This window comes from Occallatibacter sp. (assembly GCF_049582745.1).
Classification (GTDB): Bacteria; Acidobacteriota; Terriglobia; order Terriglobales; family Acidobacteriaceae; genus Telmatobacter.
The window spans coordinates 12,828-32,185 of sequence record NZ_JBAUUO010000114.1 but is presented as its reverse complement, the minus strand read 5'-3'; the positions used below and the strand labels follow the sequence as shown (position 1 = coordinate 32,185).

Annotated in this window: 18 protein-coding genes; 9 read left to right on the top strand and 9 right to left on the bottom strand. The window is 59.3% G+C overall.

Going from position 1 to position 19,358, the window contains the following annotated elements; all coding sequences use genetic code 11:
• Positions 1-178: 178 nt before the first annotated feature.
• Positions 179-1,294 carry a dual-specificity RNA methyltransferase RlmN gene (gene rlmN, locus WCA10_RS16950; protein ID WP_472823694.1) on the bottom strand — a complete coding sequence of 372 codons (1,116 nt, stop codon included), beginning with the start codon at positions 1,292-1,294 and terminating at the stop codon, positions 179-181.
• A 224-nt stretch (positions 1,295-1,518) separates the two neighbouring features.
• On the opposite strand from rlmN, the gene WCA10_RS16945 reads away from it, so the two are divergent.
• The 3 genes from WCA10_RS16945 (at position 1,519) to WCA10_RS16935 (ending at position 4,441) form a co-directional block, all read left to right on the top strand.
• Entirely contained in the window at positions 1,519-2,793 is a 1,275-nt protein-coding gene (locus WCA10_RS16945; protein ID WP_472823693.1) for a M16 family metallopeptidase, read from the top strand.
• Between the two features lie 224 nt (positions 2,794-3,017).
• Entirely contained in the window at positions 3,018-3,554 is a 537-nt protein-coding gene (locus tag WCA10_RS16940; RefSeq protein WP_472823692.1) for a prepilin-type N-terminal cleavage/methylation domain-containing protein, read from the top strand.
• Complete coding sequence (locus WCA10_RS16935; RefSeq protein ID WP_472823691.1) at positions 3,551-4,441, top strand: LolA family protein; 891 nt, start codon at positions 3,551-3,553, stop codon at positions 4,439-4,441. Before WCA10_RS16940 ends, WCA10_RS16935 begins: the two co-directional genes overlap by 4 nt.
• Positions 4,442-4,771: 330 nt before the next feature.
• On the opposite strand, the gene WCA10_RS16930 is transcribed toward WCA10_RS16935, so the two are convergent.
• Both WCA10_RS16930 and WCA10_RS16925 read right to left on the bottom strand, forming a co-directional pair.
• Positions 4,772-6,013 (bottom strand): ABC transporter permease, encoded by a 1,242-nt coding sequence (locus WCA10_RS16930; protein WP_472823690.1) that lies wholly within the window; start codon positions 6,011-6,013, stop codon positions 4,772-4,774.
• Positions 6,014-6,119: 106 nt separating this feature from the next.
• A complete protein-coding gene (locus WCA10_RS16925) occupies positions 6,120-7,373 on the bottom strand; it encodes an ABC transporter permease (RefSeq protein ID WP_472823689.1) in 1,254 nt (417 codons plus the stop codon).
• Between the two features lie 250 nt (positions 7,374-7,623).
• Here WCA10_RS16925 and WCA10_RS16920 point away from each other — a divergent pair, with 250 nt between their 5' ends.
• The gene (locus tag WCA10_RS16920) at positions 7,624-8,034 is read left to right on the top strand and encodes a nuclear transport factor 2 family protein (protein WP_472823688.1); all 411 of its coding nucleotides are present in this window, start codon (positions 7,624-7,626) and stop codon (positions 8,032-8,034) included.
• A gap of 146 nt (positions 8,035-8,180) precedes the next feature.
• Entirely contained in the window at positions 8,181-8,606 is a 426-nt protein-coding gene (locus WCA10_RS16915; protein ID WP_472823687.1) for a DUF1801 domain-containing protein, read from the top strand.
• A gap of 54 nt (positions 8,607-8,660) precedes the next feature.
• On the opposite strand, the gene ribA is transcribed toward WCA10_RS16915, so the two are convergent.
• A complete protein-coding gene (gene ribA / locus WCA10_RS16910) occupies positions 8,661-9,323 on the bottom strand; it encodes a GTP cyclohydrolase II (protein WP_472823686.1) in 663 nt (220 codons plus the stop codon).
• A 310-nt stretch (positions 9,324-9,633) separates the two neighbouring features.
• On the opposite strand from ribA, the gene WCA10_RS16905 reads away from it, so the two are divergent.
• The 3 genes from WCA10_RS16905 to pyrE all read left to right on the top strand — a co-directional run bounded on the left by WCA10_RS16905 (position 9,634) and on the right by pyrE (position 12,078).
• Positions 9,634-10,962, top strand: a complete 1,329-nt coding sequence (locus WCA10_RS16905; protein ID WP_472823685.1) for a sensor histidine kinase — start codon at positions 9,634-9,636, stop codon at positions 10,960-10,962.
• Between the two features lie 28 nt (positions 10,963-10,990).
• The gene (locus WCA10_RS16900) at positions 10,991-11,386 is read left to right on the top strand and encodes a VOC family protein (protein WP_472823684.1); all 396 of its coding nucleotides are present in this window, start codon (positions 10,991-10,993) and stop codon (positions 11,384-11,386) included.
• A gap of 77 nt (positions 11,387-11,463) precedes the next feature.
• Positions 11,464-12,078 (top strand): orotate phosphoribosyltransferase, encoded by a 615-nt coding sequence (gene pyrE, locus WCA10_RS16895; RefSeq protein WP_472823683.1) that lies wholly within the window; start codon positions 11,464-11,466, stop codon positions 12,076-12,078.
• A gap of 633 nt (positions 12,079-12,711) precedes the next feature.
• Here pyrE and WCA10_RS16890 read toward each other — a convergent pair.
• Complete coding sequence (locus tag WCA10_RS16890) at positions 12,712-13,563, bottom strand: OmpA family protein (RefSeq protein ID WP_472823682.1); 852 nt, start codon at positions 13,561-13,563, stop codon at positions 12,712-12,714.
• 200 nt (positions 13,564-13,763) lie between these two features.
• On the opposite strand from WCA10_RS16890, the gene uvrC reads away from it, so the two are divergent.
• On the top strand, positions 13,764-16,085 hold the full coding sequence (gene uvrC, locus WCA10_RS16885; RefSeq protein ID WP_472823681.1) for an excinuclease ABC subunit UvrC: 2,322 nt from the start codon (positions 13,764-13,766) through the stop codon (positions 16,083-16,085).
• Positions 16,086-16,536: 451 nt separating this feature from the next.
• Here the strand turns inward: uvrC and WCA10_RS16880 are convergent, their stop codons facing one another.
• The 4 genes from WCA10_RS16880 to WCA10_RS16865 form a co-directional block, all read right to left on the bottom strand.
• On the bottom strand, positions 16,537-16,713 hold the full coding sequence (locus WCA10_RS16880) for a hypothetical protein (protein ID WP_472823680.1): 177 nt from the start codon (positions 16,711-16,713) through the stop codon (positions 16,537-16,539).
• Between the two features lie 15 nt (positions 16,714-16,728).
• On the bottom strand, positions 16,729-17,238 hold the full coding sequence (locus WCA10_RS16875; RefSeq protein ID WP_472823679.1) for an SRPBCC family protein: 510 nt from the start codon (positions 17,236-17,238) through the stop codon (positions 16,729-16,731).
• The gene (locus WCA10_RS16870) at positions 17,219-17,572 is read right to left on the bottom strand and encodes an ArsR/SmtB family transcription factor (RefSeq protein ID WP_472823678.1); all 354 of its coding nucleotides are present in this window, start codon (positions 17,570-17,572) and stop codon (positions 17,219-17,221) included. Before WCA10_RS16870 ends, WCA10_RS16875 begins: the two co-directional genes overlap by 20 nt.
• Positions 17,573-17,876: 304 nt before the next feature.
• Entirely contained in the window at positions 17,877-19,205 is a 1,329-nt protein-coding gene (locus WCA10_RS16865; RefSeq protein WP_472823677.1) for a peroxiredoxin family protein, read from the bottom strand.
• Positions 19,206-19,358 lie beyond the last annotated feature (153 nt).

The window sequence follows — 19,358 nt, the reverse complement described above, 5'->3', positions numbered from 1 at the left end:
CTCGATCTACGCTTCGCCACACACCTCGCGATGTGTCACGCAAGACTAGAGGTCAGGATGGATTCGCTATTTCCTTTCCTGCAGGGACTTGCACCCCTACAACATGTCGGTTTATCCCGGCGCACGGCAGATCACCGTCAACCCGGACATAACCGCAAAACTGAATCCACCTGCGCTCTCACCCCTCCACCGTCCTCTTCAACTGCCCGCAAGCCGCATAGATATCCCGCCCTCGCGGACGCCGCAGATACGCCGGCACGCCTTCGGCACTCAGCGCGCGCCGAAAAGCTTCCACCGCACCCGGCTCCGGCATCGCAAACGCAATCCCCGGACCCGGATTCCACGCAATCAAATTCACCTTCGCCGGCAACCCCGTCCGCCGCACCAGTCGCGCAACCTCCGTTGCATGTTCCGGTCGATCCGTCACGCCACCCAGCAGCACATACTCAAACGTGATCCGCTCCCGCGTTCGCAGTCTCACCCCCCGCACTGCATCCACTACCGCCTCAATCGGCCACTTGCGATTGATCGGCATCACCGCGCTGCGCACCTCATCATTCGGAGCATTCAAACTGATCGCCAGCTTCGGCCTGATCTCCGGCGGCTCCTCTGCGAACCTTTCGATCCCCGGCACAATCCCTGACGTCGACACCGTCATCCGTTGCGGACTCAACCCAACCTCCTCCACCAGCAGCCGCACCGCACCCATGAAATTCTCGTAGTTCAAAAACGGCTCGCCCATCCCCATGAACACCAGGTTCACGCGCTCCCTGCCCACCTCCACGCCGTGCCGGTCGAGCACCGCAACCACCTGCCCCGCAATCTCCCCCACCGAAAGATTCCGCTGCAGCCCCAGCTTCGCCGTCAGGCAAAACTGGCAGTTCACCGCGCATCCCACCTGGCTCGAAACACAAATCGTCGCCCTCCTGAGCGAAGCCCGCGCCGCGGGCGCAGCCGAAGGATCTGCTTTTCCCTCGTCATCCTCGCTCCCATCCCCCGACTCGCCCCCATCCCCCTCCGGCATCCACACCGTCTCCACCGTCAGCCCGTCGACGCCCTGCCCCTGCACCAGGTACCGCTCCGTCCCATCCACTGAGGTGAAAACCTGCGCAATCCGCGGCCGGCCCACCTGCCAGCCCTCCACATCAAGTTTCTGCCGGAGCGCCTTCGACAGCGTCGTAATCCCCTCAACCTCAACAATCCTTTGGCGATAGATGGCCTCCGCCATCTGCCTCCCGCGCCACTTCGGTTCTCCCAGACCCACCATCCACTCAGCCAGCTCCGCCGTATTCATGCCAAATAAACTTCGCAGGCTTCCGCCGAGCCTGTTCTTGGCGTCTAATGGAACTAGTTGTGAGTTTGCGGTCACGGCTGCGCCCAGCATAGAGCATTTCTACATCCCTTGCAGCCTCCCGCGATCTTTCCGGTAAAGCGTCAATTGTTTTGCGTTTGATCGCGGACGGCGAACCACGACCGTCCTACTTCCTGTCGCCTAAAATCGAAGAAGACCGAGTGACGATGACAAATCAACGTAACCTTCGCCGTACTGTATTACCGAACGGCCTCATTGTTCTCACCGAGCGCATGGAACACCTCCGCTCCGTGGCCATGGGCGTCTGGATCAAATCCGGTTCCCGCTGCGAAACCGCCGAAATCAATGGCATCTCCCACTTCGTAGAGCACATGGTCTTCAAAGGCACACGTTCCCGCTCCGCCCTGAACATCGCCCGCGAAATGGACTCCATCGGCGGCAACCTCGACGCCTTTACCGGAAAAGAAACCATCTGCTTCAACGTCAAATCTCTCGCCAACCACGTTCCCATCGCCCTCGACGTGCTCGCCGATCTCGTTCTCAATCCCGTCTTCGCTTCCACCGAAATTGAGCGCGAGCGCGGCGTCATCCTCGAAGAAATCAAGATCGACGAAGACAATCCCGACGTCCTCGTCCACGAGCTCTTCACGCAGAACTTCTGGAAAGACCATCCCCTCGGCAAACCGATCCTCGGAACCACCAAGACTGTCGGCCGCCTCGATCAACAGAAGCTCATCGACTACCACACCGGCAGCTTCCGCGGCGGTAACATGGTGTTTTCCGCGGCCGGCGACCTCGAGCACGACCAGTTCGTCCAGGCCGTTGCCGATAAGTTCGCTCCCCTGCTGCCCGGCGAAGCCGTGCATGAGATGCAAACGCCGCTGGCTACCGCACGCATCCTGCTCCAGAACAAGAAATCCCTCGAGCAGGTCCAACTCTGCCTCGGCGTGCCCGCGCCGCCCATTACTGACGACAACCGCTACGCCACGCTGATCCTCAACACCATCCTCGGCAGCGGCATGAGCTCCCGCCTCTTCCAGACCATCCGTGAAGAGCGTGGGTTGGCCTACGCCATCTACTCTGACCTGAGCCCCTACAGCGACACCGGCTCTCTCTGCGTCTACGCCGGCACTTCCGCAAACAAGGCTCTTGAGTGCATAGACCTCATCCTCGCCGAGTTCCGCAACCTCAAGGAAGTCCCCCTCAGCGATGAAGAACTCACCCGTGCCAAGGATCAGCTCAAGGGCAACATTCTCATGGGCCTTGAAAGCTCCAACTCGCGCATGGCCAACCTGGCGCGCCAGGAGATGTACTTCCACCAGTTCTTCACCGCCGACGAAGTCATCGTCCGCATCGAAGCCGTGACCGCCGAACAAATTCAGGCCATGGCCCAGCGCCTCTTCGTTCCTGATCGCATCGCCGTCACGCTTCTGGGCCGCCTGACCGGCATCAAACTCAACCGCGACCGCCTGGTGTGCTGAAAAACAGTTCTAAGTTCGAAGTTGTGAGTTCACAGCTCACGCCTTCGGCTGACCCGGCGGGTTTTGGTTTTCAACTCAAAACTTCGAACTTAGAACTCTGAACTAGCTCGGAATCCTGCTCCGCAGGATTCCGAGCGTTCCATTTCCCTTCCGCGTCTGTAGGTTGTAGGATTTTCTCGGGGGCGGCAGTGCGTCTGTCTGCTCCCTGAGGGCATGGGGTTCACATGAATTGCTCGTATCCAATCTTCGCCGCACCGCGCCGCGCGCGCAGCCGCGCAACTTCTTCCGGCTTCACGCTGATGGAACTGCTCATCGTCATCTCCATCATCGTCATCCTGATGCTCATCGCCATTCCCACCGCGAACACCATCCGGAAACATACCGACGAAGTCTCCGCGCAAAAATCCCTGCAAACCATCGAGCAGGCGCAATCGATGTACGCGACCAATTACCCCGTCAACGGATTTGCCTGCACACTCCAGGCGCTCGCCGGAGAAGCCTCCTCCGGACCGCCATCCCCCACCTCCGCCCAGCTCCTCAGCGGCCAGCTCACCACCGGCATCAAGGACGGCTACATCTTCAACATCACCAACTGCACCAAGGTGACGGTCAATAACACCGACCGCATCACCGGCTATACCCTCACCGCCATCCCCGCCACCCCCGGCAAAACCGGCGACCGCGGCTTCTGCGTCGAATCCGGCGGCCCCATCAAGATGGACCCCGCCGGCGGCACCAACTGCACCCAGATGGTGCAATGACCCACAGCAACAGCAGAAATGGCAACGTTGTCATCCTGAGCGAAGGCCGCAAAGCGACCAAGTCGAGAGCCTGCCCTGAGCTTGCCGAAGGGGACCTGCTTTTGTCTTATTCAAGCCGTCATCCTGAGCGAAGCGTAGCGGAGTCGAAGGACCTGCTTTTGTCTTTCGGGAATTTTCAATCACCAGAATCTGGGTGCCCCATCCAAGCCGCGTCTTCTGCGGCTTGGGTGGGAAAGCATAATCTAATCAAGCTCCTGCTTCTTGCCTTTTCTTTTCTGTCCTTCTCGGCAGTCGAAGCCCAGCAACCCACCGCCCACGACCTCGCCCAGCGCGCCGACCGCCACTACAACCAGCTCCACTCCCTCAAAGCCCACTTCACTGAGGACTACGCGGGCCTCGGCCGCTCCCGTTCCGAGAGCGGAACCCTCCTGCTCCTCAAGCCCGGCCGCATGCGCTGGGACTACTCCAACCCCTCCGGCAAACTCTTTCTACTCGATGGCAAGTTCGCATGGTTCTACACCAATGGCGACCCGCAAGTGCAGCGCATGGCCGCCAAACAGCTCGACGATTTTCGCTCCCCCCTGCGCTTCCTGCTCGGCCACACCAAGCTTGAAAAGGAAATCGACCACCTCACCGCAACGCCCGCCGCCAACGGCACATTCACCCTCGCCGGCATCCCTCATGGTCAGCAACAGCGCGTCCAGCGCCTCACCCTCACCGTCACCCCCGAAGGCGTCATCACCGCCATCGACATTCAGGAAACCGACGGCGCCGATACCCGCTTCACCTTCACCGGCGAACAGCCCAACGTCCCCATCCCGCCGGCAACGTTCCACTTCACTCCGCCCCCCGGAGTCCCCGTTGTCGACGCCCTCGCCCCCGTGTAGCTTCGCTTCAACGCCTGTCAAATATCCATCAGCACATTTTCGAGTTCGATTAACTAGGTGGTGATTGGTGTCCTGCCGGCCGCCGCTCGGCAACACTGAGACCGTGCAGGATTCTGATGCAGCCCCGTAGAATCCGTTGCCAGTCGAATACACCGCTCATTTTCAATCGTTGTTGTGAACCAAAAATATTCTCAATAAACAAACTCTCTGGAAATCAAATTCCGACCACGCGATTGATCGCCAGAACACGTCGTGTTCCCAGATCTATAGTTCCTCAGCCCCTGCTCCCTCTGTCCCTGGTCCCTCTGTCCCTAGTCCCTGGCCCCTGTCCTATTCGTACCGCAGCGCCTCAATCGGATCCAGGTTCGCCGCGCGAATCGCCGGAATCATCCCGCTCACCAGACCCGTCACGATCAGGATCGACGTCGCCACAATGACCGACGTCGGCGAAATCAGCAGTTGAATGTCCGCGTCTTGCGCATGCAGCGCCAGTTCGCTGTAAAACGGAATCCGCCCCACCAGCAGCGAAACAAGATAGGCCAGCGCGATGCCCCCCGCCCCGCCAACACCCGTAATCACCATCGCCTCTGACAGGAACTGTGTCAGAATGTGGCGTCTCTGCGCACCCAGGGCTTTTTCCACGCCGATCTCGCGCGTTCGCTGCTGCACCGCCACCAGCATGATGTTCATCAGCCCAATGCCCGCAATCCCCAGCGTGAGCGCGCCCACCAGCGAAAGCAGCACCTGCAGCGCCAGTGACAGAATGCTGAATTGATGCAGTTCCGTCATCAGATTCGCAACGTAAATTGCGTTGTGGTCCGATGCCCTGAAGTGATGCGCCGCCCCCAGCACGTTCCGCATGTTCTGCTCGGTCATCAAGTAATTTCCCTGGTAGTTGAACCATATCCCACCCAGGTACTTCGTATCGGTCAGGTCGCTCATCGTGCTGAACGGCACATAAATCTGCCGGTTGCGATCATTGTCCTCGCCCTCCTGCATCTTCGGGTTGAGCACTCCCACAATCGTGAACAGAACGCCATTCAAACGAATTGTCTGCCCCACTGCCCATCCGCCCGAGAAGAGCTTCGTCTTCGACTCCGAACCGATTACGCACACATGCGCGCGCTGTTCCTCCTCCTGCCCGTTGAAGAACCGCCCCGCATCGGTGTCCAGCTTCCAGATGTCCTGAAACACCGGCATCACGCCATTCACCGTCCAGGTAAACGAGTGCAAATCGTCCTGCACGGTCACATCCTTATACACCGCCGGAGAAATGTGATTGATTCCCGGTACGCTGGCGATGATGCGGTCCACATCGTCCTGCGTAAACTGCACCTTCACGCCGGACTTCTCGCCGCCCGCCTGCTCGCTCGTCCGCCCCGGAAAGACGCCGATAATGTTCGTGCCCCACTGCGCAAAAATCGCCTCGATCGCCCGGCTGAATCCCGCTCCATAGGCCAGCAGCAGCACCACCGTCGCAATCCCCCACGCCATCCCGATCATCGTGATGGCCGTGCGCCGGCGGTTGTAAATCATCGCCTCCCAAGCCTGTCCAAAAATGTCCTTCAGCATCTTCGCTCCCAGCCAGCAGCCTTCAGCTCTCAGCCATCAGTTGAAAACCGTGTCAACCTTCACTGCCGAGCCCGAAAGCTGAAGGCTGACGGCTGACAGCTTCTGTTCAATCTTTTCTCAACGCTTCCACCGGATCCATCTGCGCCGCTTTGCTCGCCGGATACAATCCCGCCGCAATCCCGCACAAAATCAAGGTCCCCATCGCCAGCGCCGCCGACCATGGCACCAGCCTCGGCGGATCCCAGCCCGGCATCTGGCCCGTCAGAAGCGCCTGCAAAAGGCCCATCAGCCCCGCCGACGCCGCAATGCCAATCGCACCGCTTACCGCCGTCAGCAACAACCCTTCCCAGAAAAACTGCCCCAGGATACTTCTCTTCGTCGCGCCCAGCGCCTTACGCAAACCGATCTCGCTCGTACGTTCCGACACCGACACCAGCATGATGTTGATAATCCCCACCGCGCCCAGTCCGAGCGTCACAATCCCCACACCACCCAGAAAAATATCCATCGCATTGAAGATCGCGCCCACCATCTTCATCTCCTTGATGGTGTCCCACTCCTGAAAGGCGTCCTTCATCGATGAATCAAATCCGTGCCGTTCGGCAATCACGCGATGCACCGCCGCAACTGCCGCGGTCGCATCCCCGGGCTTCGTCGGCTGGTACTGGATCGACGTCAGCGCATCCTGCGCGATGTTGTCGCCCTTCAGCGGATACAGCTCCTGCATCGTCGTAACAGGAATGTAAAGCTTCTGGTCGTCGTAGTCGTTGTTGCCGCGGCTGATCTTGTCCACCGCTCCCACAACCTTGAAGTCGGTGCCGTTGATGGTGATCGTCTCGCCCACCATCGGCCGCCCCGGAAACAAGAGCAGAGCTGCCTTCGCGCCCAGCACCGCCACGCGCCGGCGATCGCTCACGTCCATGTCGTCGATGAACCGCCCCTGCGCCATCGGAATGTAGCGCACTACGGTGTAGTTGGGCCAAACGCCAAGCACGTGGCTCGAGGTGTTGCTGAACTGGCTCACTTCATAAAGATCGGAACGCGACAGCTCCACCGTAACGGCGCGTAACTCCGGCAACTTCGTCACAGCCTCCGCGTCGCCCATCGTCAGCTGGTAAGGACGCATCCCCGTGTGCTGGTTGGCTACAGCGGGGATGGTCCCGTTCCACATCATTACCAGGTCGTTCCCCATCTTCTCCAGGTTGCGATGCTGCCCCGAGCGGAACCCCTCGCCCAGACCCACAAGCACCAGCAGCGAACCTACTCCCCACGCAATCCCGAACATGGTCAGAAAGCTGCGCAGCTTGTTCGCCGCGATCGCCCGGAATACCTCGCTCAGCGTGTCGGTAAAGCTTTGCATAATCGTTCGACGCCGCACCCCTGGATTGGCTCGCCGCTCCCGAGCCCTAATTGAAGCGCCTGGGTCAAGATACGTTTCTCCGGGAACAACGGTTCCGTCGGCCCCGGCTCTCCTTCAAGACCTTGTGGGACGGAGGGAGCGTGGGGCTTTAGCCCTACGAATAGTGGCGATAAAACTGGCGGGCTTAGCCCCGGGACTCGCATGGCAACGCCAAAGAAGCAAGCTCTAAAATGGCTTCAGGAGCAACCTCATGGAATCCATCGGCCACTCCGCGGAGTCCATCGCCCAGGCATTCCTGCGCGCCATTAACCGGCAGGATGTCGACCGCCTGGCCGAGCTCATGGCCCCCGCCCACCGCTTTATTGACTCGCTCGGCAACACCGTCGAAGGCCGCGAAAGAATGCGCGAAGGCTGGGCCGCCTATTTCCGCATGGTCCCCGACTATTCGGTAGCAATCGAGGAGTTCTACCCTGCCGATCCAGTCGTCCTCATGCTCGGCATCGCCTCAGGAACCTTAACCCGCGACGGAAAGCTCAATCCCGAAAACCGCTGGCAAACCCCCATCGCCATCCGCGCCCTCATCGAAGACGGCCTCGTCGCCGAATGGCGCGTCTACGCCGACAACGACCCCATCCGCAAATTGATGGCGAGCGGCAAATAGCTCGTCACAAGTTGTCATTCCGACCGACCGGAGGGAGCGGAGAGCCTGCCCTGAGCGAAGCCGAAGGGAACCTGCAGTTATTCTTGATGCAGCGACGGACAAGATTCAGGACGGAAGGTAGAACCATTCATGCTAATCTCCCCCACATGCGCCGGCCGCCTGACCGTCAATTGCTCGATTACCTCGCCGCGTATGATCCGCATGTCGCGAGCCTGTTTCTCGCTCTTCGCGAGATTGTCCTCGAAGATGCCCCCGCCGCAATCGAATCGATATCCATGGGCTACGCTCTCGCCATCGGATTCTCGTTTACCGGCAAGCCGCTCAAGGATGGTTTTTGTCACATCGTGGCATGCAAGAGCTGGGTGAACCTCGGCTTCAACCGCGGCACGCTGCTTCCTGACCCCGGCAAGATTCTGGTCGGCACCGGAAAATTAATCCGTCACATCACGTTTCGCAGCCACGACGATCTGGAGCGCCCCGTCGTTCGACGCTATCTTCAGGCAGCAATCCAGCAGATCAACGAAGCCCCATCCGTGCCGCATTCGCATAAAAAAATCAAGTTGTCATCCTGAGCGCAGCGGAGTCGAAGGACCTGCGGTTGTCTTTGCTTTTGACCGACCAGCAAACTACTCGTCGCTCACCATCGTCTCGACGATGTGCCCCATCTTCTCCTGCTTGGTCCGCACATACGCCGCAAACGTCTCCTGCGGCGCAACCTCTGCCGACACGCGCTCGCTGACCGTGATACCCGCCGACTCCAGCGCCGCAACCTTGGCGGGATTGTTGGTCATCAGCTTCACCTGCTTTACGCCCAGCATCTTCAGCACCCGCGCAGGCAATTCGTATTCGCGATAGTCCGCCTCAAACCCCAGTTCCACATTCGCTTCAACCGTATCGAGTCCCTTGTCCTGCAGTCCGTAGGCCTTCAGCTTCGCCATTAACCCGATGCCGCGGCCCTCCTGCTGCTCGTACAGCAGAATCCCCGCGCCCTCCGCCGCAATCTGCGCCAGCGCCAGCTCAAGCTGCAGCCGGCAATCGCAGCGCAGCGACCCAAACACATCCCCCGTCAGGCATTGCGAGTGAATCCGCACCAGCGGCGGCACAGTAAGAATGTCCCCCATGACAAGCGCTACCAGGCCTTCCACTTTGCCTGCCTGCGCGGGCGATCCGGTCTGATCCCGCGATCCCGAAAAGCCCGGAAGCGTGCCCTCAAACCCAAGAATGCGAAAAGCTCCCCACCGTGTAGGAAACTCCGCCTCCGCAACCTTCTTCACGCTCTCGAACGCCATGCTCCCATTCTACTTGCAGCAATGTGCCTGGAGCGGGTTCATGAATTAGCCTTGCGTCAAAGCACGAATTCACGGCTGCGTGAGAATTAACCCGGATCGGCAAGAAGCGTCAGGGCACGACTCGGGGAACCCACGCAGTGGGTCGCGTGCCAAAAAGACCGGAAAGGCGAGAGGGTTTTAACCCTGTGCGGATTCGCCAAAAACACAAGGAGCATTAGGGAAAAGCCTCAACCTGCGCTACCCATCACAGTGGATGACACTCTCTCGCATAGCGACGACCGCAAATTGCTGACCTGCCGCAAGTTTGCGTTTGGGTTGCACACTCGCGGCGCGTTACAGTGGTGAGGTGACCGACCGCCTCATCCTGATCTCGCTGCTCGTCAAGCTGGGCGTGGTGGCGTCCGTGGCCAGCGTGTTGGCACGCGTCAGCACCTTCCGGCGCTTGTTCTTCGCTGAGCATCGCCGGACGGGTCAGACTCTCGGCCTCCTGGCTTTTTTTGTAGTGCCGCTCACCCTCGGCGTCTGGCTCCGCACTTTTGTTCCAAACTTCCTCGCCGCCGACATCTCGTTTGAAACCATTATTCTGCTCGGCCTGCTCGTCGGCCCCCGCTGGGCAATGCTCGGCGGATCAATCCTCTCCATCCCGGCAATGCTTCACGGCGAATACCTCTCGCTGCCCTTCGACGCAACGGTAGGATTGCTCTCCGGCGTGCTCGGCCGCTTCGTCCAGCCCGACGACATCTGGTCATTCACGCCTTTCGTCGACCTCAGCCTTTACCGCTGGGTGCGCCGCATCCTGCTCCGTCCTCGCCTAGACCCGCAATTCCTCATGCTCTTCCTCATCGTTGCGGCCGAGGCTTGTCGCGTCTGGCTGGCACGCGAATTTCCCCACAAGCTCTTTGCCCTCGTCGCTACCCAACTTTGGCTTGATGTCCTGGTCTGGCTCAGCGCCCCCATCGTCGTCGGCATCGCGCTCAAGGTCTGGAACGCCCTCCGCATCGAGATGAAACTCGAAGAGCAGAAGCATCTACTTCTCGAAGCGCGTCTCGACGCCCTGCAGCGCCAGATCAATCCCCACTTCCTCTTCAATACCCTCAACTCCATCGCCTCCCTCGTCCGCGTCAAACCCGAACTCGCCCGCGAAATGACCGTCAAGCTCGCCAACATCCTCCGCGCCCTGCTCAAGGATCACGACACCTACGTCCCTCTGCGCAGCGAACTCAGCTTCACTGACGACTACCTCGACATCGAGGTCGTTCGCTTCGGCGCCGACAAGCTCCACGTCGAAAAAGAAATCGATCCGCAGACACTCGACGTCCTCGTCCCCAGCATCCTGCTCCAGCCCCTCATCGAGAACAGCATCAAGCACGGCCTCGAGCCACGCATTCACGGCGGAACCGTAACCCTGCGCAGCAAGCTCATGGGCGACCGCGTCCTCATTGAAGTAGCCGACGACGGGGTTGGCATGGGCAACCGTCCTCGCACCGGTGTGCAGAGCAACGGAAACGGCATCGGCATGAAAAACGTGCAGGAGCGCCTTGAAGTCCTCTACGGCGCGCAGGCCAGCTTCAAAATCGTCAGCAATCCCGGTCGCGGCACCTTAGTCTCCATCGAGATCCCAGCCGACCTGCCCTTGTAGTCTCATTCAAATTGAAGGAGGAAAGCTTATGAGTCACCCCGATACCGCCCCTACAGAAGTCAACTTCGACAAGATTGGCCAAATCGCGATCACTGTCGATGACCTTGCCCGCGCAAAGGACTTCTACCGGAACACTCTCGGCATGAAGTTCCTCTTCGACGCCGGCCATCTTGCGTTCCTCCAGTGCGGCAACGTCCGCCTCATGCTCACCACTCCGGAGAAACCGGAGCCGCGCGGCGGAACCATAATCTACTACAAGGTCGATGACATCCACGCCACCTGCGCCGCAATCAAAGTCCGCGGCGCAGCGCTCCTCGAGGAGCCTCATTTGATTGCGAAAATGCCCGACAATGACCTCTGGATGGCATCCCTCAAAGACCCCGCAAACAACATCCTCGGCATCATGTGCGAAGTGCGCAGCTAACGTCCCGAGTCCAGGACTTCAGACTCACAACACCAGGACCTGGAAGCTCTCGATTCTGCGCCTTTACAATCGCATTGATGCCCACTCATGCCCAGCAACTCCTCTCCCTCCTCGCCCGCACCAGCTTCAAGCTCGGCCAGTTCAAGCTCTCCTCCGGCGGTACCAGCGACTACTACATCGACTGCCGCACCACCACCCTCCACGCCGAAGGCGGCCGCCTCACCGGCGAAGCTATTCTCGATCTGCTGAATGAAAACAAGATTCAGGCGGAAGCCGCTGGCGGACTCACCATGGGTGCCGACCCCATCGTCTCCAACGTGGCCACCGCCAGCGCATGGCGCGCTCAGCAGCATCCCGGTGCTCCGCTCATCCACGGCTTCCTCGTCCGCAAAGCCGAGAAACAACACGGAACAGCTCGCCGCATCGAAGGCTTCTGCCGTGAAGGCGCCCGCGTCGTCATCGTCGACGACGTCTGCACCACCGGCGCCTCCACCATCAACGCCATCGAGGCTGCGCGTGAAGCCGCCATGATCGTCGCCGCCGTCGTCTGCATCGTCGAGCGCCAGGAAGCCAACGGCCGCCCCGCCGTCGAAGCCGCTGCGGCGGGGGCACCGTTTCTCACCCTCTTCACCGCAGTCCAGGTCCGCGCCGAGCACGTCCACCAACTCGAACAGGACCCACTAACTCGCTAACCTTCCCGTGAACCTGACTTGCCAGTCCAGCTAACTTGCTGACCTGCTCGTCCCGCTAACTTGCTGACCTGCGCGTCTCGCTAACTTGCTAGAGCCTGTTTCAAAAACCAGTTTTGCAACAAGGGCACGGCTCGGGGAACCCATTGATGGGTCGCGGGCCGAAGAGAGGCTATGAAATAAGGGGTTTTACAGGCTGCGGAAAAACTCAACCGAAGAAGCTTTGTAACAAGGGCACGGCTTTAGCCGGGCCGATAAGGTCAGTAGAATAAGTCGGGCTTCAGCCCCTGCCAAGCAATCCCATGCTGAATTCGCCTTTCGTTCGGGACTTTTTCCGCAGCCTGTTTAACCCTGAGGGATTCGCGCACAATCCACGCGGGCATTTTTTGAAACAGGCTATAAGTACGTAACCGAAATGCAAGCTCCACCATAAACCGCTCGAGCTCCCTCACCTTCGGTCTCTCCAACTTGGCACTCTCCCCCCCAAAGAAATCAGGCCATCCGGGCGTTTACCTGGATGGCCTGCAATTCTTCCCGCTCTAATTTATCTATCTGTTCTTTCTAGAAATACTGGCTTTCGCCTTTACGCGTCCTTTGCGGCTTTCGCCTTTAGTCTTCCTAATCTATGAACAATCTTTAGTTGCTGCTGGGAGCCGGCGTGGCCTGCGGTGCCGCGGCGCCCTCACCCGTGCTCATGTTGCTCAGCAGCTGTATTTCCACGCGGCGATTCTGTTTGCGGCCTTCCGCCGTTGTGTTTGGGGCAACTTCCTTATCCTTGCCGATGCCGATCAGGTAGAAACGGTGTGCGGCAATCCCGTACTTCGCTGCCAGGTACTGCACCACTGAGTCCGCACGGCGCTGGCTCAGGTCATAGTTATAAGCAGCCGAACCGGTCGAGTCCGTTCCGCCCGTCACTTCAAGAATGTAGCTCTTTGCACTTCCAAGCTGACCCGCAAAGCTGTCCAACTGATCCTTGTCGTCCTTCGTCAGAACGGCCTTGTCAAATCCGAACGTCACAGTTACGTCGGCCATCTGCTTGTAGTTGTCGAGCCCCTTTACGACAGAATCCAGCGAGTCCGCACGGTGAACTGCATCGTTAGCAGCCGTGTCTGCTGTGCCTGCGTCCTTGGTCGCGTTCTGCGCGTTCTGCGCGGCCGTTTCTGCCGCACTCTGCGCCTGCTTGATACCCGCGGTTGCGCGGTCATCTACATCGTGCAAGTTACGGTTGTTCTCGGCCGACTTCTGGTCGAGTGTGTTGGTGTGGTCGATAATCGGCGCTGTCTGGGATTTCACGTAGTTCTTGGTCGCGCAACCCGTCACGCCCACAAGTGCTACGGCAGCTGCAATCAGCAATCCATGTGAAGTTTTCATTGTTTCCCCATCCTTTGCCGCCTCGGTTTTGCCTGACCCTTTTTCAACCACCACCAGGCGGGCGGCGACATTTCGTGTCGCCCTATACATTGCACTCCACCCGCCAAACGGAGCCATTCCTGTAACTCACTCAAAGCACGGTGGCTAACCCATCCCTGTGGAAAACTGGCCAAGCCTGTTGACTGTGTAGTTTTTACCCGGTGCGGTAAGCTTTGCATTTCTTGCGGCTAGGAACGCCCGTTTGCCACACCCAGTATCCTAAGAATTGGCATGCATGCTGCCGCGTTGCCTGTCCCGTTGTCTGTCGCTTCAACTGTATGGATCTCGTCGAGAAAATTCGTCTCCTCCCCACCCTGCCCGGCGTCTACCTCTACAAAAACGCCGAGGGCCAGGTCATCTACGTCGGCAAGGCAAACAACCTCCGCTCCCGCGTCCGCTCCTACCTCCTCGAAGCCTCCCAGGCGAACGCAAAAACCGGCTCCCTCATGCGCGAGGCCGTCGACATCGACTACATCCTCGTCGCCAACGAGCACGAAGCTCTCGCCCTCGAAAACAACCTCATCAAGCAGCGCAAGCCGCGCTTCAACATCCTGCTCCGTGACGACAAGACCTACCCCTACGTCAAACTCACCCTCGCCGATCGCTTCCCCAAGGTCTTCGTCACGCGCCGCCTTCGCAAAGACGGCTCCGCCTATTACGGCCCCTACTTTCCCGGCAACCTCGCCTACCGCGTTGTCGAACTGATCCATCGCAGCTTTCTCATCCCCAGTTGCAAGGTCGATCTTTCGCGATACCACCCCCGCGCCTGCCTGCAGTACTACATCCACCGCTGCCTCGGCCCGTGCGTCGAAGAACTCACAACGCCGGAAATCTACAAGCAAGCCGTCCGCGATGCGCAACTCTTCCTCGAAGGCCGCCAGTCCGAACTCGAGCGTTCCCTCACCGCCCGCATGCACGCTGCCGCCGAAGCGGAACAATACGAAGCCGCCGCCCGCCTCCGCGACCAGCTCTCCACCGTCCATCAACTCCAGGAAAAGCAGCGCATCGCCACCGCCGAGCAGAGCGACGACGCCGACGTCTTCGGCTATCACTTTGAAGACGGCAGCCTCGCCGTGAATCTCTTCCACATGCGCAACGGAAAAATCGTAGACCGCCGCGAATTCTTCTTCGAAGACCTCCAAGAGATCCTCGAAACACCCGCCGTATCAGGACCCGACTTCAGTCATTCCGAAGGAAACCAGGAAGCGTCAGGGCACGACTCGGGGAACCCACGTAGTGGGTCGCGTGCCGAAAAGGCTCAACAAAGCGAGGGGGCTTTAGCCCCTGAGGCAAACTTCAACCCCGGCACCGTCTTCTCCGCCCTCCTCAAACAGCTCTACATCGACCAGCACTACGTCCCCCGCTCCATCCTCGTCCCCGTCGACTTCGACGACCGCGAATCCCTCGCCACGCTCCTCTCCGAGCGCATCAACCACCGCGTAGAAATCGCCGTCCCCCAGCGCGGCGAGAAACGTTCCCTCGTCGACCTCGCCGCACAAAACGCGAAGCAATCCTACATCCAGCGCTTCCGCTTCCTCGAACCCTCCCGCAAAGCCATCCAGGAATCCCTCGCCGACTCCCTCATGCTTCCCGAACTCCCCCGCCGCATCGAGTGTTTCGACATCTCCCACATCCAGGGCGCTGAAACCGTAGCATCCATGGTCGTCTGGGAAGACGGCAAGATGAACAAGTCCGCCTACCGCAAATTCAAAGTCATGACCGTCCTCGGCGTAGACGACTTCGCCTCCATGCGCGAAGTAGTAACCCGCCGCTACAAACGCATCCGCGACTCCGCCGAAGCCCATGAAGCAAGAACCTCGGGAAAACACGAAGAGTCAGGGCACGACTCGGGGAACCCACCTAGTGGGTCGCGTGCCGATCAGACGCCGGGTGCCCCATCCATGACGACGGCTCCATCGTCGGCATGGGTGGGAAACCACGAACCCTCATCCAACTTGAAAGGGCACGACTTCATTCATTCCGGAGGCCACGAAGCGCCAGGACACGACTCAGGGAACCCACACGGTGGGTCGCATGCCGAAGGAGAGCACGAAGCGTCAGGGCACGACTTCAGTCGTGCCGCAAAAAGCTCACAAGAGAACGGGGCTTTAGCCCCTGCGGAAAAACCATCCAAAGAACCCGCCACCATGCCCTCCTTAATCCTCATTGACGGCGGCCTCGGCCAACTCCACGCCGCCGCCGACGCCCTCGAATCCCTCGGCTTCACCTCCCAACCCCTCGCCTCCATCGCCAAAAAAGAAGAAGTCATCTACCTCTACGGCAACGAAGACGAGCCCGTCGTTCTCGATCGCCATTCGCCCGTGCTGCACCTTGTGCAGATGATCCGCGACGAGAGCCATCGTTTCGCCGTCGGCTACCACCGCAAGCGCCGCGCCATGCGCGACCGCGACTCCGAACTGCTCAACATCCCCGGCGTCGGCCGCCAGACCCGCCAGCGTCTCCTCACCCACTTCGGCAGCCTCCGCGACGTCCAGCAAGCCACCGCCGACTCCCTCGCCTCCGTAGTCCCCCGCAAAACCGCCGAATCCATCTGGCGTCACTTCCACCAGCCGCAGCCAACTGCGACAACTGAAAACTAGAGCGATGAACAAGAGGCTGAGAGAGCATCCAACGGGACTCGTTACTGCCAGGACACACTCACATCGATTCAAAATCCCCAGGGACGAGGACGGTGGTATCGTGCCCCTGACCCACACACTGGGTCCGGGGTGTTCCATGGACGACGAAAGAGACTTAGTCCGACAGATTGCTGAGCTTCGCAGTGTAGTCGAGGCAGGATTCATCGCTCTGATAGCCCATCAAATGCACGCTGCGGATCGGGCGAGGGGGATTGATCGCTGCATCCACACCGCGGCACAAGTGCTTCAGGAGGCCCGGGGCACATGCGAGACAGCGAATTCCGGGCCGGCCTGATCCATACTCGGTTTTCGTAGTTTCCGGATTGCCCACCATCCAGGCTGAACCGCCGCTTTCTGGAATATCGACGGGTGCACAGTGTCTAACTTGAACGGGGCACCCGTCGAGCAGTTGTCATTCTCCATCCAGATTGAAGGTTCTCGCAAAGCCGTCAATACGGGAATCAACGCGATGGCGCCCGCCTGGACCGCGCAGGCTGTGATGAACGACCCAGGGTCGGCCCACCATCTCCGGGTTTTTTACAAAAGGAAATCCGCCCATTGAGAAACCACGGAATGGCGTGACGATCATCGAAATTTCAACTTCTTATTTCGCCTGCGCTAGCCCCGCAACAACTGCGGCAACTTTCTCGAGAATCTGGTTCCAGCCCTCCATTTGACCGCTATTTTTCGCGCTCTCCATGGGTTCATTTCCAATGAAGGTGAGTTTCGTCTGGCCGTTTCCGAGATCCTCAAAGAGGGTCACGTCGTACGCACCGTCGATGGCCTCATGTTCTATGCCAAGTTGCGCAGGGTCAATCTTGTTTCCCTCCAGGTCGGAAAAGTACATCAACGAAACGATCTTCTCCTGCGGAATAATCTCGTGGTATTCAACCGCATTCCAGAACTCCTGCCCATCCGGCGTCTTCATGCAGAAGAGGGATTTTCCGCCCACGCGAAAATCCATCTTGCAAATGGGTGCAGTAAAATCCTTCGGCCCCCACCACTGCATCACATATTTCGGGTCTGTCCACGCCTTCCAAACCAACTCGCGTGGGGCATCGAAAACTCTTGTAACGACCATCCGCTCAATTTCGCTAACCGCGTTTTCTGTCATCTCTGACCTCCTCTTTTTTCATTTGATTCACAACCACTTCCAACTTGTCGAAACTCTCTTCCCAGAATCGGCGATAGCTCATCGCCCAGTCGCTGACTGTCTTGATCGCAACCGGCCTAAGCGTGCACACACTCTCTCGTCCACGCTTCGTCTTGATCACAATCCGCGCCCGCACCAGGTAAGCAATATGTTTTGAAATCATCTGCTGCGAAAGTGCAAACGGTTCCGTCAATCCATGCACAGAGGCGGGCCCACGTGAGAGTCGTTCGATCATCGCCCGCCGCGTTGGATTGGACAAAGCCGCAAATGTTGTACCCAACCTATTCACAACCATATGGTAGTGGATTGCCTGTCAATGTCAAGTGTGAATTTTGCGATTCCTTATTTCTGTTCCCGGATCTCTGATCTCTGAACCCTGACACCTGCGCTAATTTATATTTCCCCATGAGCGTCGGTATCGAAGCTGGGTGCATGGTTCAGGAAATAGGCTTCCTCGCGCAATAACTCGTTCAATTCAACTGACGATTAAAGTGCGCACCGCAACCTGCGCAGGAGCGCGAGTCGGCAGGGTTGAGGCGCTGCCATCAGACAAAGAGCCTCGTCTCTCGCACGGAAGTGTCTTTACCGCGCGGCCAACCTCACTTCCTTCCCGCCTCACTCTTCGCTTCAACCGCCGCCATCCGCACAATCACCTTCTCCACATACCCGCCCCCATTAAACGCATCTCCCGGCAGCGCCCCAATAAACCGGATCTTCCCCGTTCTGTCGAGCACAATCCCCAGCGGAAACTCCGTCGCTCCCAACATCTGAGCCGTCGTATCGGGAACCACCAGCGTTGCCGTCCCGCGCAGCTCCTTCAGAATCTCCTCATGCGCGGCCTGCACCGGAATCACCGAATCATCCGCAAACACAAGCCCGTACGCATGGATCGGCGTCTCCTTGTTCACCTTCGCAAACTCCGTCAGCGTCTTCATCATCTTTCTGCACCCGCCGCACCAGTCCGGAAACAACACCAGCACCGTCGCCGAACCAAAGTGCGTGTCGATCACCGCCTTCGTAGTGGGCGTCTCCAGCGCCCGCAGCACCTTTACCTCCGGCAGCCGCGCCCCCAGCAATCCATATCGCGTACGCACCGCCGCAATCCGCGCCGCATCTTCGCTCTTCACCTGCACATCCTGCGGCAGTGCCCCGTCCACATCCGCCACCGTCGCCGCTGCGCCCGCGTCATCTCCTGCGTACCTCTGCCAGAACGCCAACTCCATCGCCGATTCGTACAGCGCCCCCACGCTTATCACCGCATCGCCGCTCACAGCCTTCAGCGGGGCATTCTTCTTGAGCGCTTCCACAATCGCCGCATGTTCCTCGCCGGCCAACTTCAGCGCCGCGGGATTCGATGCCTGCTCCAGCGTGTCCTTCATATAACGCACTGCATACGCAACCTCAGCGTCGTAGGGCGATCGCCCCAGCATCTCGCGCGTCGTCTCCAGCGCGAGGTCGATCGCGTTCATGTGAACCAGCGCATTCACGCTCAATGCGTATGCCTGCGCCTGGTGCGTTTCCTGTTTGCTGGCAATGTAGGCCAGTGCTGCCGTGTTGGCGTTGCTCCAGTCTTGCCCCAGCGCGCAGAGCCGCGCCAGATCGTAAAGATCGTCGCCGGAATAATCCGCTGGCTTGGCTGCTTCGCACGCGTCATGAGCCTTGTGGATACCGACGGTGAGCGCACCCAGTTCCGCATCCGACCAGTTGTCCAGCGAACTCCGCACGATATCCAGCGGGCGCATCGCCACCTTGTAGATCTCACCCGGCTTTTCAACCGGCGTTACGACAGCCCTCGCCGCATCAGGCGCCGTGGTCGCATTCTCGTTCGGGTGCGGTACGGTCGCGCTCTGTTGACCCGGCAGCCACATCGCTCCCGCGCCCACAATTGCACCCGCAGCGATGACCTTCAGCCTCACAAACCCGCCCATCGACGATCTCCTACGTTTATAGTACCCGCCAATCTCCTAAACTTATAGGAGATTTTCTAGATCCCGGTCATTTCGGCAGTGCCTCGCTGAGATCCTTGGTTTGCGATTGATCCGGAAACAAGCTGGTCCTTTCTCGTGGCTCATCCGAAAACA